Source organism: Streptosporangium sp. NPDC002721, from assembly GCF_042888905.1.
Classification (GTDB): domain Bacteria; phylum Actinomycetota; class Actinomycetes; order Streptosporangiales; family Streptosporangiaceae; genus Streptosporangium.
The window spans coordinates 454,946-476,692 of the sequence record NZ_JBIAQI010000001.1 but is presented as its reverse complement, the minus strand read 5'-3'; the positions used below and the strand labels follow the sequence as shown (position 1 = coordinate 476,692).

Below are 21,747 nucleotides of genomic sequence, written 5' to 3'. Positions count from 1 at the left end.
AGCCTCCGACAGCGGGCTGCCAGAGGCGCGCCAGCGCCATGTGCGGGCGATGCCGGCGGGCCGCGGCAGTCTGCGTGTCGAGGGCGGACCTGCCCGAATGGTCGCGTGCCTTCATACGCGTGCTGGAGGGCGTGAACGTGTCGTTGTGAGGTGGTTCGGTCCTGCCGACACCCACCTCCACCGTCGATCATCGTCTTCCGGCTCCGAGGGCTCCGAGGGCTCCGAGGGCTCCGAGGGCTCCGCCGGTTGCTCGTCGGTGAAGTTTGGCCGGCCCCGATGGCTCCATGGACGCCGGGGCGGCCCTGCCGCCTCGTTTCCGCAAAGGGTGCACTCGTAGGCGGATCCGCGGGTGACACCCGGCGACCGGGCAGAGGAGGGTGAACCCCTTCACCTCCTCGGGATTCCACCGCGTTTCAGGACCCGCCGGCTTTCAGGATCCGCCGGCTTTCAGGATCTCCGCGACAACCCAGAAACTGATTCCCATGATCCCGCTGACCGACGCGACGACGCCGACGGGCAGACCGTTTCTGATCGGCGTTTCCGAGTATCTCAGGATGGCCAACGCAACAAAGCAGACCAGCATCGCAGCCATGCCGGCCGCTGTCAGCCATTCGAATCCCGGCGCGACAAGAAGAACCACCCCCCAGATCGCGGCGACACCGGCCACGGTGTAGGGAGCGAACTTCAGGAACACGCCCTTGCCCACCGTGTTCCGCCGAGCCTGCGCCTTCATTTTCCGAAATCGCTGTGCCCGCAGCCGCTTTTCTCTCTTGTTCGATCGTTGTTTCGGCCTGTTCACTCTCTCTCCTCCGCGCCGCAGAGCCGCCCACCGTGAAACGGTCAACATCGGACTTTGGTTCCAATCATGTGGCGCTAAAAAATCCCGTACCGAGCGAGAAAACCGAGGGTTACATCAGGCCGGAGGTCATGGGTCCGGTCTGGCGACGAACCTGATCAGCGAGGCTTTTCATCCTCGGGTGATCCCGTGGTTTCGCAGGACGGCGATCACCCTGTAAAGCTCGCCCGCCTTACGGGGGCAGCAGAGCCGGCGGAGGATGCGTCGTCTCCCGAGCTGGACGTTGGTGCGTTCGCCGGGTCCGCGTAGCCGAGCATGGGAGCGATCGGCCGCCTCCTTGGAGGCTTGCGGTCACGAACGGACCAATCCATGCGCACGCGATATGCGAAGACATTACCGTTAAGGGCATGATCATCTGGGTCGCTTCATTCCCCCGATCAGGCAACACCTTTTTCCGCATCATCCTCAAGCAGGTGTACGGCGTGTACACCTCAACCGTCTACGACGTGGATGGCGTGGCCGCGCGACTTGGTCCTGACCTGATCGGCTTCGAGGAGCGTCCTTCCTCGATCGAGGAGATGCGCGCCTCCGAGAAGCTGCATTTCGTCAAGACGCACCGGCAGCGTGCCGGAGAAGAGGATCGCGCGATCTGTCTCGTTCGAGACGGCCGCGACTCCATAACCTCATGGGCCCACCTGACCGGTGCGCCTGATGTCGAGGCGGAACTCCGCACGATTGTCAACCGCCGTGACGAGGCGGGAACCGGCAGTTGGGGCCGGAACGTACTGAGCTGGCTACGCCCGCCCGCGCCCCATCGCGTGATGCTCCGCTACGAGGAGCTGATTCGCGAGCCGCGACAGACCGTCGAGAAGGTGCTGGCCACGCTGGCACCGACCTTATGGCCACTGCCTGATGCCCGCATTCCCACCTTCGCAGAGCTCCACCGGGTCGATGGCGGCTTCTTCCGGAGAGGACACACAGGCACACACTCGGACGAGCTGTCAGAGGAACTGCGCCAGCTCTTCTGGTCCCGCCCCGATAACGTCACAGCTATGGAGCTGCTTGGGTATTCACGCGATACGTGAAGGTCGCCGCCCGCTCCTTGACAGCCCCTGTCCCCGAAGGTCTTCACGCCGGTGCCGGTCAGGGCGTCGATCAGGCCGGCCGTCCGTGCGGCGGTGATGTCGCGGACGGTGCCCGGCAACGCAGGTAGGACCCACACCAGCCGACCTGCGGGATCGGCCGGTAGTTGCACGTTCATCCCGTGTCGCCGGTGTTTGCCGCTGCAGTACGGTCGCTCGCCGGCAAGGCGTCCGATGGGGATGAGGTTGCGCACCGCCACGCGGTGGCCGTACCTCCGGACCTACCCCGACGCCCTCACTCCTCGATCGGGTAGGGGCGCCGTCATGTTCAGGCGCCCCAAAGAATCTGAATTAACGTGCCAACCTGCACCACGGGCTGACCGTCTACATTCGCCCCATATTTCACATGCTGGAGGATGCACCGGTGCGTTCTTTCCCCCTGGTTTTGTCCGCTGCCGCTTTGGCCATGGCGCTTGTTCCCGTCGCGCCGGCGCAGGCCGCCGCACTCCCCGCGGTCCAATTCGCGAAGATTTATTACAATTCGCCCGGTTCGCCGGACAATGGGGCGAACAGCAGCCTGAACGGCGAGTGGGCACAACTCAGGAACACCACCCGAAAGGCGATCAACCTCAAGGGGTGGACCCTCCGCGACAAGACGTCCGCGCCGGATCACGTCTACACGTTCGGCACGTTCACCCTCGGCGCCGGGAAGACGGTCACGGTACGGACCGGCAAGGGGACGAACACCTCGACCATCCGCTACTGGGGCCGGGCCGGGGGGACGTTCGCCTACATCTGGAACCAGGCCTCGGACACGGGGTACGTCCGCGACCCGTCCGGAAAGCTCGTCGACTCCTGCTCCTACAACAGTTCCCGGGTCGAGTCGGTCAACTGCCTGTAGCCGCTCTCCGCCTTCACTCCCCCGTACGGCGGCCTGCGACAGAGGTTCACCTCATGGCCGGAGTGACGCCTACGGGACGAAGGTGTCCCAGGCCCCCTGCCGTACCTCCAGGTGCGGGGCGTCGCGCAGGTCGCGGAGGAGCTCGCGCCACGGGTCGGCCCAGTCGGTCTGTTCCCCGACGACGCGGGTGAGCTCGAGGGCGAACAGGCCCGCGGCGAGGTCGTCCCGGCTCGCCAGGCGCCGTGCCACCGGCAGCACGGTATCGGGTCCGATGTCGCGCACGGCTCTATACCCGAAATGGCCTGATATCGCGCTGTCCGCGGTCGCCGCCGCGAGGAGGGGCCGGTCGCGAAGCAGGTCGGCCAGAAGGCACAGGTCATCCCCGAGTTCCACAGGCCCGCGCTCGGCGGATCCCCTGAGCAGGGCCGTGCCGAGCCGGACGGCCTGGGAGAGCAGGAGCGGCTCGGCGGCCAGAACGCCCACGGCGTCGCGGACAAACCCGTCCCGCCAGGAGCCGCCGTCGGAGTACTGGATGGAGACCAGCTCCTCGACCATGGCGGTCACCCGGTCTCGTGAGGGGGTCCTCAGGGATCCGTCCTGGCCCTCGCCGGGTACGGCTGCGACCAGCCGGGTGAGGACGTCGAGCGCCTGCGACCGGATGGCCCCGGTCCGCAGCAGAGCGAGGAACATCGGCAGGACGGACTCGCCGCCTTCCGCCCGAGGGTCGCCCACGGCCGTCGTGATCGGCTCCACGTCACCCCGGTACCAGTGCGCCCAGGCCGCGAACGCCTTCGATCCCCGGAACCGCACGCCGGGAAGAGTGGCCGCCGAGAGGAGCCGGCCCATCAGATCCGCGTAACCGGGGCGGACGGGGGGCGCGTACTCCAGCGGGCCGGCCTGGAAGAGCATGCGAAACATCGATTCGTCGGCGTACCGCCCGGCCTCGGCCCCGAGCGCGTCCAGGGTCCGTGCGTCCTCCGGCATCCGGAGCAGCGCCGAGGCCACCGCCGCTCGCACGTCGCGGTGCAGGCCGGCGTCCGCCCACACCCGCAGGAGCAGGTCGGCCGCTCCCGGCGGACGGTTCCGCTCCACCTGGCGCGCGACGTGCTTGCGCAGGGTCACCTTGCCGCCGGGGTCCGTCAACGCCTGTTCCAGGAGGGGGCCGAGCCGGGACGGGGTGACCGAGCGGCAGCACCGCGCCAGGGCGGCCACCGCCACCCGGGAGGCGGCTCCCCGAGCGTGCTCCAGCAGTACGGGCAGCGCCCGGGCGGGCGAGTCCGTGCTCGCCATCGCCGCGATGGCCGCTTCGGCCGGCACCGTCTCCTCCCGGGCCGCCCACTCCCTCAGAAGCTCCAGGCCACCGCCGAGCCGGCCCGCCGCCTGGATGGCGGCCAGCCGATCGGTAATGGGCAGCCCGCCGTCGCCGACGACGGACACGAGCCGCGCGCGCACGTGGTCGCGTTGACCGGGGGTCCACCTGCCCGCGACGACACCGTCGGCGGGAGGTACCCACGTCCCCTCGGTGAACCGGCCCCGATGGACTCCGTCCAGCGACGGCAGGAGCAGGTCGGTACGCCGTCCGGCCACCGTGCGCCAGACGGCGGGCAACCTCATGGCGGACGGGTCCTCCCGCACGAGCTCGGCGACCCGTTCCTCCCGCTCCGACGGGCGTGCCAGCCACAGGCCGGCCGCCTGGCGGGCGATCGGCTCCGGTGCCGCGCGCACCGCGGCCCGAAGGTCGTCCTGGAGTTCGTCCAGTGCCCACGACCTCCGGCCGAGCGCCCGGGCCAGTGCCACCGCCAGGGTGAAATCCCCCCGGTCCCGTGCGGCGCGCAGCTCTGGGCCAAGCACCGCGAAAAGGTGGCGCTCCTGGCCGCGGCGTAGCACCCGGTCCAGGCCGTACGACGTCGCCACCGGCTCAGCCCTCCATCGGCGCCTGGGCGAGGGAGGGGACTGGGCCGACGGAGCGGAAAGCTCGCCGGCTCCGTGGCGCGCCACCAGCTTGGCGTACGTCCCCAACGCCCAGGCCGTCAAGGCGGGCGCCGTCACGGGATCGTGGTGTCGTACCACCCGTCCGGCCAGGAGCCGCAGCGCCTCCCGGGTGGCGAGGGAGGAATCCGGCGCGTCGACCGTGTCGGCGGCGACGCGCTCCAGGACATCGGCGAAGGAGTCGTCCAGCAGAGCCGGCGCGACGCCGCCGATCGCGGTCAGCAGGTCACGGCGGAGCGGGTCCTGTTCGTTGGCTGTGCGCCCGGCCAGCTCGGCGATGAGCCCGCGCAGCGTCGCACCGTCCCGAGCACGGGCCGCGCAGCGCAGCAGCAGGGACCGGCCCAGTCCCCGCCGTCGCGGATCACCGCCGAAGGCGGCTTCCCGCAACGGGCCCGCGGCCTCCGCGAGCGGCAGGTAGGAGGCGAGTTCCAGCGGGATGGAGGGATCGTCCAGGTGGGCTCGGGGAGACTTCCACACCGAGGCATGCCACGCGAGCATCCGCCGCGCCTCGGCCGCCGCGCGTCCGGAGGGGAGCGAGTCCAGCAGCGGCATCGCCCACAGGCCCGAGGAACCGCCCGTCCGCTCGGTGACGGCATCGAAGACCGCCTCCCTGCGTTCCGGCGGCAGCGACCGCAGTACGGTGACCAGCCGATGAGGGTTGTCGGAGACCACGGCCAGGATCTCCGCCTCCGGGCATGACCGCAGACGCTTGACCAGCGCTTTCGGCGGCCCGGACCAATCGGTCCTCGATCTGCGGGCGAGCACCCGCGTGGCACGGACGGCGTCGGCCTCGAACAGCGCGCTCAGGACCCCCGCCGGGAACGGGATGCGCGGGAACCACAGGTCGTGCCGCTCCAGCAGGTCCAGCATGCGCGTCGGCTCGGTGAGCGCCGCGAGTGCCGCTCCCGGGCCACGACGGCGCCACCAGCTCCACGCGTGGATTCCGGTGGACAGCTCCTGATCCGCGACCTCCAGCACGACTCCCGCGTGTCTTTTGCTCAGCGCGTGCCACGATGTCACCGCGTGAGCGAGGTTCGGCAGCCATCGCGAGACGGTCGGACCGCCGCACGCCGGCAGCAGTGCGGCCGCCTCGCGGTCCCCCCACCGGGCGTGGACGTCCGGCAGCAGCCTCTCCGCCGTCTCCCGGCGGCGGGCGATCACCAGCGTGCGGTACAGCGCGAGACGCAGCTCGGCGGGGGCGTCGTGCAGAGCGGCGGTGACAGCCTGGTCCCCGATGGGAAGGGTCCGTACCGCTCGCAGGGCCGCGCGGCGCAGATCCATGTCCGGCCCGGCGAGGACCGCTTCGACGAAACCGAGTTCCCGGGCCGCCATGGCCATGTGGAGTGCCGTACGTCGCTCGTCCCGGCCCTGTCGATGTAGATCGGCCAGAAGGTCGCGCAGCTGAGAGGTGCCGGTCATGCGGCGGGCGAGCAGTGCCAGCTCCCGCATGCGCCGCGGGTACGGCAGCGGGTCGAGGTGCTTCAGCGATTCGGCGGTGACGTGATCGGCCGGTCCCTGGACCGGCTCGTGAGGCCTCAACGGCCTGGGCGGAGATCGCCCTTTCTCTTGGTCATGCCATCATGATGATCTATCGCTTCCATGCACGCAACCCGGCCGGCGTCGGGCCGGTGTGGCTGATAACCCGCCCTCACCTACGTATACAGTCCACCCTTGTCCGGGGTCGTCGTCACCCGGCTGGTCACTCGGGAACATCACCCGGCGTTCTTTCGCCGACCGGGAGCCGAACCTTTTTGTCGGTGACCGCTGCGATCATGCCGCTCACTCGATCAAAGGAATGGCGATGACAGAGACCCCCGAAGAATTCCCCTGGCTCTCCGGACACGGAGCAATGGGGGAAATCTACTGCGTGTCCTTCGTCCGGGATGTCTCCCCGGAGGAGGTCCTCCGCAGGTTCGGCGTGGACGAGAGCACCATGGAGGAGGTCACGTTCGACGAACTGGACGAACGCTCGGCGGAGAGCATGATGGACGACGCGGCCGGTTACATCGGCGCCGTGAAGGTCGGTGACTGGACCCTGGTCATCGAACCGGGAGGATGGAAGATCGCCGTCGACTCCGAGATCATGGCTCGGGTCTCGCGGGGAACCGAGGTCGTGTCGGTCTGCCGTCATGACTACGCCTCGGACACTTTCGCCTACATCGTCGACGGACAGCCGGTCGTCTGGTTCGACCCGATGCTTCCGGACGCGCGGTCGGGCAACGATCCAGACCGCTTCGTCAAGGAAATGCGCGAAGTCGGCCTGGACCCCGAGTACGACATCGACAGCGACGACTCCCACATCGACTCCCCGATAGAGCGCTCGTTCGCCCTGGCGAGCAGGATCACCACCCTTCCCTTCTCTCCAGAGATGTTGGAGCTGCGATTCCTCGGTGCGGAACCCTTGGAAGACTGACCGGCATCCCATACGGAGACCTGCCTTTCAGCAAGCTCAGGCGCTCATGGGGCGGCGGGTCAGCAGCTCTCGCACCCGGGAACGTCGGCGTAGGGCTTGAGCCGTGCCAGGACCACGCGGGCGCGCCGGGTGACGCGGTCGCCGGTGAGGTCGGCGGACATGCCCAGTGTCCACGACACCGCGCGCGCCGTCTCCTCGGGCTGTTCGCCGACAGTGTGGCCACCTGGCCAGACCAGCCGCCTCCCCGGCCGTGGATGGAGCGGCATCCGCCGGAACTGACCGTGAAGGGTCCGCAGGGCCGGCGCGTAGCCACGGTGACCAGGGCGGCACGCTCGGAACCAGTGAAGAACTCCGAGCACCCCATGACCGGTGTGCCGTTGACTCTCAAGCCGGATTGGCGATATCGGCTTGGCCTCATTCGCCGGCCCGCTTTTCGATGATCAGTAGTGTGGAGCCATGCCGGACGAGGAGACACAGCCGCCAAGGGTCAAGCCTCCGTCTGAGTCGCGAGATATGTACGGCCTCCTCGACGAGGTTCGACGTCGGCCAGGGATGTGGATTCGCAACGGTTCCCTCCGGGACCTGGAAATGATGCTGGTCGGATATCGGCTCGCGCTGGATGTTCACGGCGTCGAGGAACGGTTCGACCTGTGGCCGGATGGGCCGTTCTCCGAATGGCTGGCCCGCTATGGCCGGTCGAGCGCGGTGGGCTGGGCAGCCGAGATCGAACGTCAGGTGGAACCGGGGACCACACCGCTGGAGTCGTTCTTCGCCTTCTTGGACGAATACCGAGCTGAGCACCGTGAGGACGACGGCTCCGAGATGGAATAGCGGCTCCGTCAGGAGGTCCTCTCCCGGTGTTGCGCCAGATCATGAGGGCGATGTCGTTGTCGGCGAGTTCTTCGGAAGTGAATACCGCACTGGTGTCGTCGGCCGGTTCGGCGCTGTCGCCGATCTCGTAGCGGTTGTTCGGCGTACCCCTGGAGGATCATCGCAAGACTCGTCGGCCACAGCGGGACCGCCGTGACGGAGGCGGTCTACCGCAAGCAGATCCGCCCGATCTTGCTCGGCGGGGCGGAGGCGATGGACCGGATCTTCACGTGACGGGAGCCGTAGTCACTCAGTTAGTCACCCAGAACGAAGAAAGGGTGCCTCCCTTTCGGGTGACACCCTTGCCGACCAGCTAAAACCTGGTCGGGACGACAGGATTTGAACCTGCGACCCCTTGACCCCCAGTCAAGTGCGCTACCAAGCTGCGCTACGTCCCGGTTGTTCGTCGCCCTCGCGGGCTGAACGGTCTTAACCTTAGCGCAGATCGAGGGGGCTTCGCACACGGCGACGCCCGTGAGAGCAGGCAATCGTGTGAAGGGCGGGAGTACGTGGGGCGTAAGGCGTTGATCGACCAGGAGGAGCTGCGGCGACTGGCCGGGCAGGGGCTGTCGAACGCGGAGCTGGCCGCGCGGTTCGGGGTGAGCGAGTCCGGGATCTTGCAGGCGAAGCGGGCGGCCGGGCTCTCGAAGCCGATGCTCGATCACTCGCGGGCCATCCCGTGGAAGCTGGACCGCGCGCACAACCAGTCAGGGCCCGCGACGAACCTGCGGAACCTCTCGTCGGTGGCGCAGGGACGGGCGATCCCCACCGAGAAGCTGAACACGGCGCTGCGGTGGGCCGGGCGGCTGGTCGCCTCCGGCATGGACGTCTCGTACGAGCCCGGCCGGGGGTTCCTGGAGGTTCCCGCCGCTCCCGAGGACTGGCTGGTCGAGAGGATGCTGAACGACGCCCGGAAGGCCGTCGACGCCGATCATAAGGATCACGCGGAAGCCTCCGGCAGGGTCGCCGAGGGGCGCGCGGAGAAAGCCGTCGAGGATCACTCGGAGAGGTGAGCGCGAGCCCGAGGGCCGCCTCCGCGAGGCTGAGGGCCGCCATCGAAGGCGCGGGCAAAGGGGTATCAAGTACCCGGAAAACCTTCGTAAAACATCAAATTCAGCCTGAGTAGTCGCACTTCACAGATGTCGGCAACCGGTTTCGAGCCTTGACCCCAGGGCAGCGCACGGGTACAAGCGCCTACACAAACCGGAGGCAGACATGTCCACCGTGATCTGGGTGGCCGTCGTCGTGGTCGCGGTGGTGGCGATCGTCGCAGTCGGCTATCTCGTGCTGCAGCAGCAGCGCCGACACCGACTTCGCGACCGCTTCGGCCCCGAATACGAACGTACCGTGCAGGAGCGCGAGAACAGGCGTGACGCCGAGCAGGAGCTCATCGCTCGCGAGCAGCGCTTCAGCTCCCTCGACATCCGTGCCCTGGACGCCGGGACGCGCGAGATCTACGCGAAGAAGTGGATGGAGGTCCAGGAGCGTTTCGTGGACGCTCCCGGTTTCGCGGTGACGGAGGCCGACCACCTGGTCACCTCCGTGATGGCGGAGCGGGGTTACCCGACCGAGAACTTCGAGCAGCGGCTCTCCGACCTGTCGGTCGCGCACGGCCGCACTCTCGACCACTACCGGCAGGCTCACGAGATCAGCACCCGGGCCGCCCACAAGGAGGCCTCCACCGAGGAGCTCCGGCAGGCCATGGTTCACTACCGCGCCCTGTTCGAGGAGCTGCTGGAGGCCCCCGGCAGCCCGGCCGACGACAACCGGGCCTCCCGGCGGACCGAGAGCGTCGACGGGGATCCCGGGCGGACGGGTGCCACGGTTCCCACCGACCGTAACGCCCCGCAGGCGGATTCCACCGCCCCTGAGACCACTGACGACGCCGAGCGAGCCTCCCGGCGCGACACCCAAGGACGGTGACCTGACATGAACGACCGATTCCCCCCGGACAAGGACCGGCTGGTCCACAAGACGGACGAGAACGACGACCGGACGGTCCGCAAGTTCGACGAGGACGACCTGAACGCGTCGCGGCACGACCAGGACGTGGCCCCCGGGCTCCGTGAGCCGCACCACGGCGACGCCGGCCGTACGGACACCCCGGACACCCCGGACACCGGTAAACGCGACCCTCTGGTCAGCGAGCGCGACGACATCCTCGTCGTCGAATCGAGTGACGACCGGCGCGTCTTCGGCACCACCACCGGTCCGGACGCCCCGCACGACGACGAGCGGCGCGACGTACCGGGTGATCTCGACGGCGACGGCAGGAACGACAGTCCGTTCGCCCACGCCCAGACTCCCGTCACTCCCCCGGGTACGCCGGTGGACGGCACCGCCGCGCCCGGCGCCCCGGTGGCCGGCAAGGACTCCCCGGTCACCCCCGGTTTCCCCGAGAACACCGCGGACCGGCCGGACGACGTCCTCGACGAGGACGCGGGCTTCACCCCCACCGAGCGGACCGGGCAGACGCCCACCCCCACCGCGCCCGCCACCGCCGGGGCCCTGTTCGATCAGGACTCCGACGACGTACGGCGGCGCTGGCAGGAGGTCCAGGCCGGTTTCGTGGACGACCCCCGTGACGCGGTGGAACGGGCCGACTCCCTGCTCGACGAGGTCACGAGCTCGCTGAGGAACGCGCTGGAGGCCCGGACCAACGAGCTCCAGGGACGTTGGAAGAACACCGAGAAGAACGACACCGAAGACCTCCGGACCGCCCTGCGCGACTACCGGGCCACGCTGGAACAGCTCCTGAACATCTCCGCTGGAACGAGGTAATCATGCTCGCAATCGCCGCCGCCGTCGTCTTCGGCCTCGGATTCCTGCTCGACCTGATCAACACCAGGCTCGGCCCGCTCACCGGGACCGGCTTCCTCCTCCTCGGACTCCTGCTCCTCGCGCTGCACCAGGCCGGGATCGGCTCGGCCGGCCCGCGGACCAGCACCGGGGGCGGGGGCGGCTGGCGCCGTAGGCGCTAGAACCTTCCTGAGGGGTTCTCGGCAGAGGAACCCGCTCCGGACACCTGTCGAAACGGGAAGGGCCCCGTCCATGTGGACGGGGCCCTTCCCGTTCGCGCTCCCGTTCCGTTCATCCGCCCTCAGAGGCCCCGGAAGCTCAAAGGCCCCGGAGACCCCGGAAGACCGGCGACCCGGAAGACCGGCGCCCTGGGGCCCACCGCACGAGGTGTCGGCACACCCGCGGGATCCTGCGTACTCGCGAGGTCCCCTGTCCATCGCAGGCAGCCCCGCCTTGAAGGCGTCCACACCCGCGAGGTACGCCCGTCCAGATACGGAGAACGCCCATGAAAAACCGGCGTCGATGGCGGCGTCGCGCGCCTCGCGCCGGTGAAGGGGGATCCAGCGGGGAAAAGCAGGAGGGCGGCGTACGTGGCCACGTAGCGCCGCCCTCGATCCCTGTGCGGGGCCTCCGGGTGGAACCCGAAGAAGATCAGACCTTGAACGACATGGTGATGAACGTTCCCGAGGCCCCGGTCTCGAACTTGATGTCGGAGCTGACCATCCGGGCCACCCACAGGCCCATGCCACTGGTCGCGTGCGGCCCGGGGGGCGTCTCCCCCGGGTTGGGGCCCGGGTCCCACCGGCCCTCGTCGTGGATCTCCACGACGAGGGTCCGGCCGACCGTCCACATCCGCAGCACGGCCTTGGCGGTGGTGTGACCGTGGGTGACCGCGTTGGTGGCCACCTCGTTCAGCGCCACCAGGAAGTCGGCGAGACCCTCCTGGGACATACCGCTCCGCACGGCCTGGGCCGCGGCGAAGTCGCGCACGTCGGGAAGGTCGGGAAGGCAGAAGGCGAGCTCGGCGACAGCGGCTCCGGCCGGGATCATCGGGGAACGGCCGCCACTCGCCGTGAAGCGGGCGGGACGAACACCGTCCTCGTTCACCCGAGATCCGCCTCCCCTGTCCCAGTCCGCCGTTGTCCTCAGCATCCGGGATCCATTCAAACGCACCTTACGCCACGTCCGTTGTCGCCGACTTGGGTGCCCGGTTACGAGCGGTGTATTCAGCATTCGGCGACAAGTTCCTCACGGAGCTGGTCAAGCACCTTCCGCAGGATACGGGAGACGTGCATCTGGGAGATCCCGAATTCGGCCGCTATCTCGGCCTGGGTCATGTTGCCGAAGAAACGCAGCAGGAGGATGTTCTTCTCCCGGTCCGGCAGCTTGTCGATCAGCGGCTTGATCGCCTCGCGGTCCACGAGCGTGCCCAGCGCGTCGTCCTCGTCGGGGATGACGTCGCCCAGCGCGGCGGCGTCGTCGTCGGCGCCGAGCGGGGCGTCCAGCGAGAGCGCGCTGTAGGCGGCGGAGGCGTCGAGGGTGAGCAGGACGTCCTCTTCGGAGATGTTCATCTTCTTGGCCAGCTCGGCGACCGTGGGGGCGCGGCCGAGGTCCTGGCTGAGGTCGGAGACCAGGCGGTTCAGCTCGGCCCTGCGCTCCTGGTAGACGCGGGGGACGCGGATGGCCCAGGTGCGGTCGCGGAAGTGGCGCTTGACCTCACCGGTCATGGTGACCACGGCGTAGCCGCGGAAGGGGTGCCCGAGGGACGGGTCGAAGCCGTTGATGGCCTTCATCAGCCCCACGTACGCGGCCTGCAGGAGGTCCTCCAGCGGCTCGCCGCGGTAGCGGTAGCGGCGGGCGATCTCCATGGCGAGGTGGCGGTGCATCTCGACGATGCGCTCGCGCAGACGCTCGGCGCGGTACTCGGAGATCTCAGGCAGGGACATCTCGGCGAGGAGGTCCTCAGCGGTCATGTCGGTGAGTGCGAGTGCCTGAACAGACATTGCTGCTCCCTGGTATTACTGTCGGGCGAGCCGACCACGGAAGCAACATCCGGGCAGACGGCATCGCCTCGACCAATTTTTCGAGGCGAGGCCCTCTGCTGGACCTCTGATTCCATTATTGCCCGGAATCCTGGAGTATTACTCGCCCCCAGGTAACAGTAAGGTTGCTAATCGAATGGCACGAGGAGGCCCGGAGTGACGGTGTCGGAGAACGGCGAGAGATCGGCAGCCCTGACTCTCACGTCGGCGCTCGTCAGTGGGATCAACGTGATCCGGGTGACGGGTCTGCTGGACGCGACGACGAGGGATCAGTTCGCCGACTACCTGGCGGCGGAGACCGGCGAGCACGGTCTCGACATGGCGCTGGATCTGAGCGGGGTGACCTTCATGGACTCGCGCGCGCTGGGACTGATCGTCCACCACTGGCAGGTCAGCACCACCGCGGGCGCCAAGTTCGCCCTCATCGGAGTGGAGTACGCCAAGACCAAGGTGATGTGGATCACCGGTCTGGCCCAGCGTCTGCCCCTGTACGACACGATCGACGACGCGATCGCCGCCTTCGGTTGACCCCGATCGCCTCGGCCGGCCGGGAACCGTCCACAGACCACCCCGGCCGGCCGGGGCGATCGTCAGGACAGGTCGTCGCAAGCGGCGGAGGGCGCGGGGGCGCAAAAAGCTCAGCCCTCCTTCTTCGCCTCGCGGTTGCGCTGGTGCTCCTCGACCAGCAGCTTCGCCAGGTCCGCGACCTTCACCTGGTGGTGCTGCGAGATGCGGCGCAGCTCGTCGAAGGCGGCCTCGGCCGAGCAGCCGCTTGACTTCATGATGATGCCCTTGGCCTGGTCGATGATCGCCCGGCCGGCGAGGGCCTCCTGCATCTGGGCCGCGTCGGTGCGGACCTCGTCGTAGTCCCACATGTTGGCCAGGGCCACCCCGACCTGCTCGGCGAGCATCTCCGCCAGCGGCGGGACGTTCCTGGCCGCGAAGACGCCGGGGCGCACCCCGTACATGCCGAGGACCAGGACGGCGTGCTCGATGACGATGGGCATCGCCAGGACCGAGCGGACGCCGCAGCGGACGGCCATGCCGGTGTACGACGGCCAGCGGGACTCGCGCAGGACGTCCTGGACGATCACGTGGCGCCCGGTGGCGCGGGCCTCCGACGAGGGGCCCTCGCCGATCTCCTCCTCGCTGTCGACGAGCACGATGAGCTCGCTGTGGGAAGCTGAGACGACCATGCGTTCTCCGCGCCAGAGTTCGGCCGAACCGCCCGCGCAACCGGGCACGCCGCCCGCGAGGGTGGCCGTGAGGCCGCGCAGCACGCTCTCGCTCGACGTTTCCTCGCTGACCCTGCCGAGGACCGCGAGATCCCGGGCGAGAACGGGGGTGACCATGTCCATCTCGCGACTCCCCTCACCTGTGTCGCTAACTTAACCAGTATCCGACCGCGCACCGATCCGGCCCACCGGGTGGCGTACCGTCTACGACGGGACCAGCCCACTCCGGCCCCTGACGAGGACGAGCATTGACCGACGCCATTGGCCTTCCGACCCTGGAGCAGGCGCTGACCGCGCTGACCGCCAGGGTCGCCTCCCTGCGCGAGGCGAAGTCCGCCTACCCCGCCGACCCCCGGTCCACACTCGACGCGGCGCTCGCGGAGCTCGACACCGCCCGCGAGCTGCTGGAAGCCTCGGTGCGCGAGCTGCGCAAGGCGCCCAAACGGTCGGGTGAGCGGGAGAGCGGGTCGCAGCGGGAGCTCAAGCTGCTGCGGCAGGTCTTCCGCACCTTCCCCATCCCGGTGGTGGTGCTGGACGCCTCGGGAGTGGTGCGGCGGATCAGCGCCGAGACCTCCCGGATGCTCGGCAGCCCCGCGGGATACCTGATCGGCCGCTCGTTCCCGCTGTTCGTCGACGTCTCGCGGCGGGCGGCGTTCCGCTCGCACCTGACGGCGGTCCAGCAGGGCGGCCAGACCGCGACCCTGCAGACGCGGCTGGCCCACCAGGGCCGCGCCCACACGGTGCAGCTGGCCGTCACCCGGCTCACGATGCCGGGTGAGCCGCAGGAGATGGTCGCGGTCATGATCCTGCCGCTGGAGGCGCAGGTGGCGGGGCCGCCGCACGGCCCGGCCGACCGCTCGGACGCCACCCTGGTGATGGCCGCGGCGCGCCGGCAGGAGCTCCTGTCCAGGATGACCCGCCTGCTGCTCGACGAGGAGAGCCTGCGCCAGCCGGTGACCGTCACCAGGGCCTCCCGGCTGCTGGCCGCCGAGTGGGCCGACTGGGTGATCGCCGACGTGGTCCGCGACGGCATGCCCAGGCGGGCGAGCGTGCTCGGCCCCAGCGACAAGCCGGTGACCCAGCTGGTCCGCCTCGCCGAGGGGATGAACCCGCTGACCGCGCCGGCCCTCGCGCATGTGCTGACCGGCGGCTCGGGCGTGGTGCACGAGATGCTGGAGGACGACGGGCTGCTCGGCGACGTCCCCGGCGGCCCGCCGCTGCTGCGGGTGATGGGGGCCGCCTCGGTGCTGATCGTGCCGATCGGCGGCGAGAACAACGTGCTGGGCTCGCTGACCCTGGTGCGGCTGCGCGACCGCGAGCCGTTCTCGCTGGCCGACCTGGGGCTGATGGAGGAGATCGGCGCCCATCTGGGGCTCGCGCTGCGCGCGCGGCGCAGCTTCCAGACCCGCTCGCGGGCGGCCGACGCGCTGCGTACCAGCGTGGTGCCCCGGAGCCTGCCGGACATCCCGGGGTTCGAGGCGGCGGCCATCTACAACGCGGGCTCCAGCCCGGTCGGCGCGGAGTTCTACGACGTCTTCCGGGCGGGCGAGGGGTGGGGGTTCGCCCTCGGGGGCGCCGCGGGCAAGGGCGAGGAGGCCGCGTCGGTCAGCGCCATGGTGCGCAACGGCCTGCGCGTGCTCAGCGTCTGGGAGACCGACCCCGGCGAGGTGATGCGCAAGCTGAACCAGGCCCTCACCGCCCAGCACAACGGCATGTTCGTGATGGCGGTGACCGGGTTCATCAAGGCGCGCAAGATCAGGCTGGCCAGCGCGGGGCACCACCCCGCCGCGCTGCTGAGCTCCGACGGCGGGGTGCGCTTCACCGCGGGGGGCGGCGTCCCGCTGGGCATCGCCCCCGAGGCGGAGATGTTCACCGAGGAGGTCGCGCTGACCTCCGGCCAGACCCTGGTCTTCTACTCCGACGGCCTGGTGGCCTCGCAGAACGAGCAGGGCGAGTCCTACGGCGAGATCAGGCTGGCCGACGTGCTGGCGCGCTGCGTGGCGCAGTCTCCGGCCGAGGTCGTCAAGACCGTGGAGGAGGATCGGCACGCTTTCTCCGGCGGGAGAGTTTGGGATGAGATCGTGATACTCGCCCTCCGTGTCGTATAAGTTGGCTGACTCGGGGTGACCTCTCGGTCTCACCGAGCGAGGAGGGGCCGCACCCGGCGGCACCCGTGTCCGACGGAGTGGGGGCGGTCTCGCATGACCTCGATCCACCAGGCCGCGGTGTACGGCTCCGACGGGCGCTTCCTGGCGATGGCGCTGCCGTTCGTCCGGGACGGCCTCGCCAAGGGCGACCCGGTGATGGTCGCGACCACCTCGGCCAACCTGGAGCTTCTCGGGGACGCCCTGGGCAGGGACGGCCGGCTGGTCGACTACGCGGAGACCGCGTTCCTGGGCCGCCGGACGGTGGAACGTGCCACCGCCTTCCACCGCTACTGGCAGCGGCGCGGGCCCGAGGCCCCGCGCGGCGGGCACGTGCGGATCCTCGCCGAGCCGGTGTGGGCCGGACGCGCGCCCGCCGACGTACGGGCCTGGCAGCGCATGGAGTCGGGCCTGAACCTGCTGCTGCGCGACACCAACGTGTGGATGATCTGCCCGTACGACGAGCGGACGGCGGATCCGGGGGTGGTGGCGGGCGCCCGGCGCACCCATCCCACCCTCTCCGAGGACGGCGTCTCGATGACGCCCTGCCCCGAGTACGCCGACCCCGCGGGCTTCATCGGCGAGTGCGACTCCTTCCCGCCCCTCGAACCGCCGGGCGACTCGGCGGTCGCGCACGTGGAAACGCTCCACGCCCTGCGGGTGTTCGTCACCGGCCACGCGTCCTTCATGGGGCTGAGCCACGACCGGGCGAAGCTGCTCTCGGTGGCCGCCTACGAGGTGGCCGCCCTGCTGGAGCCGCCCGTGACGGTGCGGCTGTGGGAGCGGCTGGGCGCGATCACCTGTCACGTCGACCGGCGGGGCGGGCGCGTCGCCGACCCGGTCGCCGGGTTCCTCCCACCGGGCTCGGTGGCCGCTCCCGGTGACGGCCTGTGGATCGCCCGGCAGCTGTGCGACCGCCTCGACATCCACAACGACCAGGGCGGATGCGTGATCCAGCTGCACGTTCCGAGCGCCAGGGCCGAGGAGTCCCGGCAGAGCCGGTCCTATTGAGAAGCTCCGCTCCGCGCCAAGGGTTTGGCTTTGGCGGAGATCGGGGTATGGTTGACCTCATACAGACGTGTGCCTAAGACGCAGGCACCCCTGAAGGAATCACAGGCTTCTCATGCCTAATCTCCTCCCAGAGGTGTGCCGTGAACATTGCATTCGTCTCCTCCGAGGCTCTCTCCTCCACCCAGGACGAGTCCGACCTCGCCGCCCAGCGCGCTCACCTGATGGCAGTCGCCCGTGAGCTCGGCCGCGAGCACAAGGTCACGATCTACACCCGCCGCAACTCCGACTCGGAGAAGGCCAAGGTCCGCGTGTCGCAGGGCGTCACGCTGGAGAACCTGACCGCCGGGCCCGCGCAGAACCTTCCCGAGGACAGCGTCCTGCCCTACCTTTCCGACCTCGGCGACCAGCTGATGCACCGCTGGGGGCAGGACCGCCCCGACGTCATCCACGCCCACTCCTGGACCGGCGGGCTCGCCGCCATCGCCGGGGCGAACGGCCTCAACGTGCCGTTCACCCAGACGTTCAGCAGCGAGAACAACCCCCGCGACGCCAAGAAGGTCCGGCTGCAGCGGGCCATCGGGCGCCGGGCCAGCGCGGTGATCGCCGGGTGCGGCGACGAGGAGAGCTCGCTGATCCGGCTGGGCGTGCCGCGCCGCAACATCTCGGTCATCCCGTGCGGCGTCGACGTCGAGCGGTTCCGCCGCCAGGGTCCGGCCGCCGCCCGCGGCACCCGGCCCCGCCTGCTGCACGTCGGCCCGCTCACCGCCGACAAGGGCGTGCACACCGCGATCCGCGCGCTGGAGGGCATCCCCGAGGCCGAGCTGGTCATCGCCGGTGGTCCCGAGTCCGTGGACCTGGAGCACGACGCCGACGCGCACCGCATGATGCTGCTGGCCAAGGAGATCGGCGTCGACGACCGGATCACCGTTCTCGGGCACGTCCCGCACGCCTCGATCGCCAAGCTGATGCGCAGCGCCGACGTGGTCGTCTCGCTGCCCAGGGAGGCCCCGGCCGGCGTCGTGGCGCTGGAGGCCATGGCCTGCGGCGTTCCCGTCATCGCCTCCGCCGTGGGAGCCCACCTCGACTCCGTGGTGGACGGGGTCACCGGCCTGCTGGTGCCCGCCGACCGCCCGGCGCAGACCTCCCGCCTCACCCGCGAGCTGCTCGCCGACCCGACCCGCCGCACCGCGCTCGGCTTCGCCGGTGCCGACCGCGCCCGGTCGCGTTACTCGTGGGAGCGGATCAGCCAGGAGCTCGTGCACGTCTACGAGACCGCGCTGTCCGGCTCCGCCCGCTGACCGCGCTCGCCGCGCCGGCCTGGCACGGCGGGCCGCGCGGGACACACCCCGAGACCGGGGGTCCTCCGGGACCCCCGGTCTCTCGCGTGCGGGGCCCTTTCGAACCAGGGCTTTTTGTGCCAGGGCTTTCTGTATCAGGGCTTCCTGCGCCTGGGCTTTCTGTGTCCGGGCTTCCGTTCCCGCGGTTCCGTCCCCGGGGCCTTCGCGTGCGGGCTTTCGCGGCGCCTGTGTCTTAGGGCCGGGTCGCGCGGCGGTGCAGGACGACGCCCAGGCCGCTCGCGGCCAGCAGGACGGCGCCGGCCAGGACCAGGATCACCGCGCCGCCCACGGCCCCGTCCGTCCAGTCCCAGACGGCCTCGGGGACGGCGAGCGTCAGGCCCGCCACGCCGCTGACGATCAGCACCCAGGTGCGGCGCCGGCCGTACAGCGCCAGGCAGGCCAGCGCGATCAGCGCGGTCAGCCAGTATCCCCAGGCGCCTCCGTCCCACAGGACGGGCCACTGGCCGCCGAAGATCGCGATGGCGGCGCCCATCCCCAGCCCCAGGTCGCGCGGGACGAGCAGCCCGGCCAGGGAGGCCAGCAGGATGAGCGCGCCCAGCGCGACGTAGGCCAGACCCCAGCCGGGGCCCTCCCCCGCCGAGGCGTCCATCAGGCCGGTCAGCGCGACCAGGGCGAATCCGCCGCAGGCCAGCAGGCCGATCGCGGTGGGCAGCAGCGCGTAGGCCGCCGCCGCGACCACCAGCCCGGCCACCCCGGCGACGAGCACCTCCTGGCGGTCGACCGCCACCCCGGCGCACAGGGCCGCCGTGCCCGAGCCCAGCGCGGCGAGCGTGGCGGCGACCCTGCCCTGCACGGCGGCCGTCCTGCCGGTCGCCGAGCGCGCCGCCCGGCCGAGCCCGGCGGCCACCGCCAGCAGGACGAGCGTGACCGCGGCGAGGACCGTGATCCTCGCCGGCTCGGTCATCCGGTCCCAGCCCAGAGAGACGAAGGCCGCGGCACCGGCCAGGACGAGCCCCCCGCCGACGTAGGCGAGGATCTCGCTCCACCTGACCCGCTCTCCGGCCCGCGGCTCGCGCAGCGCCTCGCCGACGGCGAGGGCGACCGGCTCCACCTGCTCGGCGCGGAGCTCACCGGACTCCACCAGCCGGGCCAGCGCCCGTCGTACGGCGTCAACGTCGTTCATGTGCGGAATCGTGACACAGCCGGGCCGGGACGGCACCCCCCGCGTTCGTGGGACGTATGCGAAAACGGGATACCCCTGTTACTGGAGTGCGATCGTTGCTTTGATGTTCCCATGTCGATTCGTGGCACGTTCCTCGGCGTCCTGGCCGCCTCCCTCGCCCTCTCGTCGCTCACCGCGCCGGGCGCGTCCGCGCAGGCGAGCCCGTCCGCCGCGCCCGGCTGGGGCGCCCCGGTGCTGGTGGAGAACTTCGACGGCACCCGCGTCGACGGCCGCAAGTGGGTCGTCTACCACTCCCCCGGCGCCGAGACCAACCCGCGCACCGGGCGGGCCACGAGCGTGGGCGGCGGCGTGCTGCGGCTCAAGGGCGGCATCGTAGGCGGCAGGGACCTGTCGGGGGGCATAGCGACGCGGAGCGCGCAGCGGTACGGACGCTGGGAGGTGCGGCTGCGGGCCGAGCGCGGCGCGGGCTACACCCCGGTCGCCCTGCTCTGGCCCTCCGACCAGGGTGGCGGCGAGTACGCGGAGGTCGACTTCGCCGAGATCATCGACCCGAGTCGCAGGTCGGGCGGGATCTTCGTGCACCGGGGCGACCGGCCCCAGGCCCAGCGGCAGATGAGGGCCGACTTCACCCGGTGGCACACCGTCGCGGTCGACTGGCTGCCCGGACGGCTCACGTTCTGGCTGGACGGCAGGAAGGTGTGGGACTACCGGGGGCCCAACGTGCCGAGGAGCCGTTCCATGCACCTGACGCTGCAGAACGACGTGACGTGCAACGAGTGGTCGCCGTGCCGCAACCGCTCCACTCCCCCGACGGTGAGCATGTACGTCGACTGGGTGAAGGTCTACCGGGCTCCCGTCTGAGCGCGGGTCAGAGCAGGTGGGCGGCCTTGAGGGCGAGGTGGACCAGCAGGCGGTCCTCGCCGTCGGCCAGGTCCCTGCCGGTGAGCCGTTCCGCCTTGGCGAGGCGGTAGTAGAGCGTCTGGCGGTGCACGCCGAGCGCGCCGGCGGTCTCCTGGACGTGACCGGCGCGGTCGAGGTAGCCCTCCACGGTCCTGGCCAGCTCCGGTTCCTCGGCCAGCCCGGCGACCTCCTCCGCCAGCTCCCGCAACCCCGCCGGGGACATCCGGGCGAGCAGCCGGTAGACGCCCAGCCCCGGCCAGGTGGCGACGGGGGCGAGCGCGGGCACCCGGCCCGCGACGCCGAGCGCGTGCACGGCCTCCCGCCAGCTGCGCCAGGCCTGCGCGGGCTCCTCCCTGGGGGCGCCGACGCCCACCACGGTCCCGTACATGCCCTGGATCCGGTCGGCCAGCTCCGCCGCCTGGCCCGCCGGGACCAGGAGGGCGACCAGCGGCTCGCCCCGCACCGGGAAGGCGGGGTCGGCGAGCGCGGCGCGCGGGAGCGTCCAGAGGGCGGCGACCCGGCCGGGTGAGGTCCGGGCGGCGATCGCCGCCACCGGGCCGCTCACGTCGTCCAGCCGCGACAGCGCCCGGGAGCGTTCCTCGGCGTCGGAGGAGAACAGCTCCCGCAGGTTCGCGCCCAGGTCCTGGCGGCTGCGGGCCTCCTGGGCCAGGGCGGTGGCGGCCCGGGAGACCAGGTCGCCGACCGAGGCGAGGGCGTCGTCGCCGAGCGTGCCGTCGTCGAGGAGCCACAGGTAGCCGTAGGTCACCTCGTGGTGCCGCAGCGGCACGCACACCCGCGCGAGCACGCCCAGGTCGGCGTCGGCGGGGATGCGGACCGGGCCGCGGGCCCCGGCGATGCCGTACCCCTCGAAGTAGGCGCGCACCTGGTCCGTCGCGCGGCGGCGCAGGATCGACTCCTGGCGCACCACGTCGATGTCGCCGCTCTGCGCGGCGTAGGCCAGGAGCTGGAAGGCCCGGTCCTCCAGGGTGGCCGAGGCGCCCAGCCTGGCGGCGATCTCGTCTACCGTCTCCTGCAACACCTCACCATTGTCGTACATATGTATGAAGCCCTCGCCCGTTGATCG

Annotated in this window: 20 protein-coding genes, 1 tRNA gene and 1 pseudogene; 13 read left to right on the top strand and 9 right to left on the bottom strand. The window is 70.4% G+C overall.

Annotated features, from left to right (window positions below; translation table 11 throughout):
* Positions 1-430: 430 nt before the first annotated feature.
* On the bottom strand, positions 431-799 hold the full coding sequence (locus tag ACFYWM_RS01945) for a hypothetical protein (RefSeq protein ID WP_389907378.1): 369 nt from the start codon (positions 797-799) through the stop codon (positions 431-433).
* Positions 800-1,203: 404 nt separating this feature from the next.
* On the opposite strand from ACFYWM_RS01945, the gene ACFYWM_RS01940 reads away from it, so the two are divergent.
* Complete coding sequence (locus tag ACFYWM_RS01940; RefSeq protein ID WP_389907376.1) at positions 1,204-1,881, top strand: sulfotransferase domain-containing protein; 678 nt, start codon at positions 1,204-1,206, stop codon at positions 1,879-1,881.
* A gap of 8 nt (positions 1,882-1,889) precedes the next feature.
* On the opposite strand, the pseudogene ACFYWM_RS01935 reads toward ACFYWM_RS01940, so the two are convergent.
* Positions 1,890-2,126, bottom strand: a pseudogene (locus ACFYWM_RS01935) (transposase family protein); the annotation flags it as partial.
* A gap of 218 nt (positions 2,127-2,344) precedes the next feature.
* Between ACFYWM_RS01935 and ACFYWM_RS01930 the strand changes: the two are divergent.
* On the top strand, positions 2,345-2,779 hold the full coding sequence (locus tag ACFYWM_RS01930) for a lamin tail domain-containing protein (protein WP_389907374.1): 435 nt from the start codon (positions 2,345-2,347) through the stop codon (positions 2,777-2,779).
* 69 nt (positions 2,780-2,848) lie between these two features.
* Here the strand turns inward: ACFYWM_RS01930 and ACFYWM_RS01925 are convergent, their stop codons facing one another.
* On the bottom strand, positions 2,849-6,307 hold the full coding sequence (locus tag ACFYWM_RS01925) for a hypothetical protein (RefSeq protein WP_389907372.1): 3,459 nt from the start codon (positions 6,305-6,307) through the stop codon (positions 2,849-2,851).
* Positions 6,308-6,563: 256 nt separating this feature from the next.
* Between ACFYWM_RS01925 and ACFYWM_RS01920 the strand changes: the two genes are divergently transcribed.
* Positions 6,564-7,181: a DUF6461 domain-containing protein gene (locus tag ACFYWM_RS01920; RefSeq protein ID WP_389907370.1), complete on the top strand. Its 618-nt coding sequence runs from the start codon at positions 6,564-6,566 to the stop codon at positions 7,179-7,181.
* A 456-nt stretch (positions 7,182-7,637) separates the two neighbouring features.
* Positions 7,638-8,012 carry a hypothetical protein gene (locus tag ACFYWM_RS01915; RefSeq protein WP_389907368.1) on the top strand — a complete coding sequence of 125 codons (375 nt, stop codon included), beginning with the start codon at positions 7,638-7,640 and terminating at the stop codon, positions 8,010-8,012.
* 360 nt (positions 8,013-8,372) lie between these two features.
* Here the strand turns inward: ACFYWM_RS01915 and ACFYWM_RS01910 are convergent.
* Positions 8,373-8,449 (bottom strand) — tRNA-Pro (locus ACFYWM_RS01910).
* Positions 8,450-8,560: 111 nt separating this feature from the next.
* Between ACFYWM_RS01910 and ACFYWM_RS01905 the strand changes: the two genes are divergently transcribed.
* The 4 genes from ACFYWM_RS01905 (at position 8,561) to ACFYWM_RS01890 (ending at position 11,032) form a co-directional block, all read left to right on the top strand.
* Positions 8,561-9,064 (top strand): hypothetical protein, encoded by a 504-nt coding sequence (locus tag ACFYWM_RS01905; protein ID WP_389907366.1) that lies wholly within the window; start codon positions 8,561-8,563, stop codon positions 9,062-9,064.
* A 202-nt stretch (positions 9,065-9,266) separates the two neighbouring features.
* Positions 9,267-9,974 (top strand): hypothetical protein, encoded by a 708-nt coding sequence (locus ACFYWM_RS01900; RefSeq protein ID WP_389907364.1) that lies wholly within the window; start codon positions 9,267-9,269, stop codon positions 9,972-9,974.
* A 6-nt stretch (positions 9,975-9,980) separates the two neighbouring features.
* Positions 9,981-10,832: a hypothetical protein gene (locus ACFYWM_RS01895; RefSeq protein ID WP_389907362.1), complete on the top strand. Its 852-nt coding sequence runs from the start codon at positions 9,981-9,983 to the stop codon at positions 10,830-10,832.
* Between the two features lie 2 nt (positions 10,833-10,834).
* Complete coding sequence (locus tag ACFYWM_RS01890; RefSeq protein WP_362870854.1) at positions 10,835-11,032, top strand: hypothetical protein; 198 nt, start codon at positions 10,835-10,837, stop codon at positions 11,030-11,032.
* 469 nt (positions 11,033-11,501) lie between these two features.
* Here the strand turns inward: ACFYWM_RS01890 and ACFYWM_RS01885 are convergent, their stop codons facing one another.
* Together ACFYWM_RS01885 and ACFYWM_RS01880 are read right to left on the bottom strand one after the other, a co-directional pair.
* Positions 11,502-12,002, bottom strand: coding sequence for an ATP-binding protein (locus ACFYWM_RS01885; protein WP_389907360.1), 501 nt, complete (start codon positions 12,000-12,002; stop codon positions 11,502-11,504).
* A gap of 74 nt (positions 12,003-12,076) precedes the next feature.
* Positions 12,077-12,853, bottom strand: a complete 777-nt coding sequence (locus ACFYWM_RS01880; protein ID WP_389907358.1) for a SigB/SigF/SigG family RNA polymerase sigma factor — start codon at positions 12,851-12,853, stop codon at positions 12,077-12,079.
* A 195-nt stretch (positions 12,854-13,048) separates the two neighbouring features.
* Here ACFYWM_RS01880 and ACFYWM_RS01875 point away from each other — a divergent pair, with 195 nt between their 5' ends.
* A complete protein-coding gene (locus tag ACFYWM_RS01875; RefSeq protein ID WP_329093567.1) occupies positions 13,049-13,420 on the top strand; it encodes an STAS domain-containing protein in 372 nt (123 codons plus the stop codon).
* 110 nt (positions 13,421-13,530) lie between these two features.
* On the opposite strand, the gene ACFYWM_RS01870 is transcribed toward ACFYWM_RS01875, so the two are convergent.
* Positions 13,531-14,250 carry an ANTAR domain-containing response regulator gene (locus ACFYWM_RS01870; RefSeq protein WP_389907356.1) on the bottom strand — a complete coding sequence of 240 codons (720 nt, stop codon included), beginning with the start codon at positions 14,248-14,250 and terminating at the stop codon, positions 13,531-13,533.
* 125 nt (positions 14,251-14,375) lie between these two features.
* Between ACFYWM_RS01870 and ACFYWM_RS01865 the strand changes: the two genes are divergently transcribed.
* The 3 genes from ACFYWM_RS01865 (at position 14,376) to ACFYWM_RS01855 (ending at position 18,580) form a co-directional block, all read left to right on the top strand.
* A complete protein-coding gene (locus tag ACFYWM_RS01865) occupies positions 14,376-16,235 on the top strand; it encodes a SpoIIE family protein phosphatase (RefSeq protein WP_389907354.1) in 1,860 nt (619 codons plus the stop codon).
* Positions 16,236-16,328: 93 nt separating this feature from the next.
* On the top strand, positions 16,329-17,282 hold the full coding sequence (locus tag ACFYWM_RS01860; RefSeq protein WP_389907352.1) for an anti-sigma factor RsbA family regulatory protein: 954 nt from the start codon (positions 16,329-16,331) through the stop codon (positions 17,280-17,282).
* Positions 17,283-17,422: 140 nt separating this feature from the next.
* Positions 17,423-18,580: a glycosyltransferase gene (locus ACFYWM_RS01855; protein ID WP_389907350.1), complete on the top strand. Its 1,158-nt coding sequence runs from the start codon at positions 17,423-17,425 to the stop codon at positions 18,578-18,580.
* A 232-nt stretch (positions 18,581-18,812) separates the two neighbouring features.
* On the opposite strand, the gene ACFYWM_RS01850 is transcribed toward ACFYWM_RS01855, so the two are convergent.
* Positions 18,813-19,763: a hypothetical protein gene (locus ACFYWM_RS01850; protein ID WP_389907348.1), complete on the bottom strand. Its 951-nt coding sequence runs from the start codon at positions 19,761-19,763 to the stop codon at positions 18,813-18,815.
* A gap of 111 nt (positions 19,764-19,874) precedes the next feature.
* On the opposite strand from ACFYWM_RS01850, the gene ACFYWM_RS01845 reads away from it, so the two are divergent.
* The gene (locus tag ACFYWM_RS01845) at positions 19,875-20,624 is read left to right on the top strand and encodes a glycoside hydrolase family 16 protein (RefSeq protein ID WP_389907346.1); all 750 of its coding nucleotides are present in this window, start codon (positions 19,875-19,877) and stop codon (positions 20,622-20,624) included.
* 7 nt (positions 20,625-20,631) lie between these two features.
* Here ACFYWM_RS01845 and ACFYWM_RS01840 read toward each other — a convergent pair whose 3' ends face one another.
* A complete protein-coding gene (locus tag ACFYWM_RS01840; RefSeq protein ID WP_389907344.1) occupies positions 20,632-21,702 on the bottom strand; it encodes a PucR family transcriptional regulator in 1,071 nt (356 codons plus the stop codon).
* Positions 21,703-21,747 lie beyond the last annotated feature (45 nt).

Coding starts and splice junctions, on each gene's coding strand:
- ACFYWM_RS01890 (WP_362870854.1), top strand. CDS start 10,835: ATGCTCGCAATCGCCGCCGCCGTCGTCTTCGGCCTCGGATTCCTGCTC.
- ACFYWM_RS01895 (WP_389907362.1), top strand. CDS start 9,981: ATGAACGACCGATTCCCCCCGGACAAGGACCGGCTGGTCCACAAGACG.
- ACFYWM_RS01915 (WP_389907368.1), top strand. CDS start 7,638: ATGCCGGACGAGGAGACACAGCCGCCAAGGGTCAAGCCTCCGTCTGAG.
- ACFYWM_RS01845 (WP_389907346.1), top strand. CDS start 19,875: ATGTCGATTCGTGGCACGTTCCTCGGCGTCCTGGCCGCCTCCCTCGCC.
- ACFYWM_RS01870 (WP_389907356.1), bottom strand. CDS start 14,250: ATGGACATGGTCACCCCCGTTCTCGCCCGGGATCTCGCGGTCCTCGGC.
- ACFYWM_RS01880 (WP_389907358.1), bottom strand. CDS start 12,853: ATGTCTGTTCAGGCACTCGCACTCACCGACATGACCGCTGAGGACCTC.
- ACFYWM_RS01885 (WP_389907360.1), bottom strand. CDS start 12,002: ATGCTGAGGACAACGGCGGACTGGGACAGGGGAGGCGGATCTCGGGTG.
- ACFYWM_RS01900 (WP_389907364.1), top strand. CDS start 9,267: ATGTCCACCGTGATCTGGGTGGCCGTCGTCGTGGTCGCGGTGGTGGCG.
- ACFYWM_RS01930 (WP_389907374.1), top strand. CDS start 2,345: ATGGCGCTTGTTCCCGTCGCGCCGGCGCAGGCCGCCGCACTCCCCGCG.
- ACFYWM_RS01850 (WP_389907348.1), bottom strand. CDS start 19,763: ATGAACGACGTTGACGCCGTACGACGGGCGCTGGCCCGGCTGGTGGAG.
- ACFYWM_RS01920 (WP_389907370.1), top strand. CDS start 6,564: ATGGCGATGACAGAGACCCCCGAAGAATTCCCCTGGCTCTCCGGACAC.
- ACFYWM_RS01940 (WP_389907376.1), top strand. CDS start 1,204: ATGATCATCTGGGTCGCTTCATTCCCCCGATCAGGCAACACCTTTTTC.
- ACFYWM_RS01860 (WP_389907352.1), top strand. CDS start 16,329: ATGACCTCGATCCACCAGGCCGCGGTGTACGGCTCCGACGGGCGCTTC.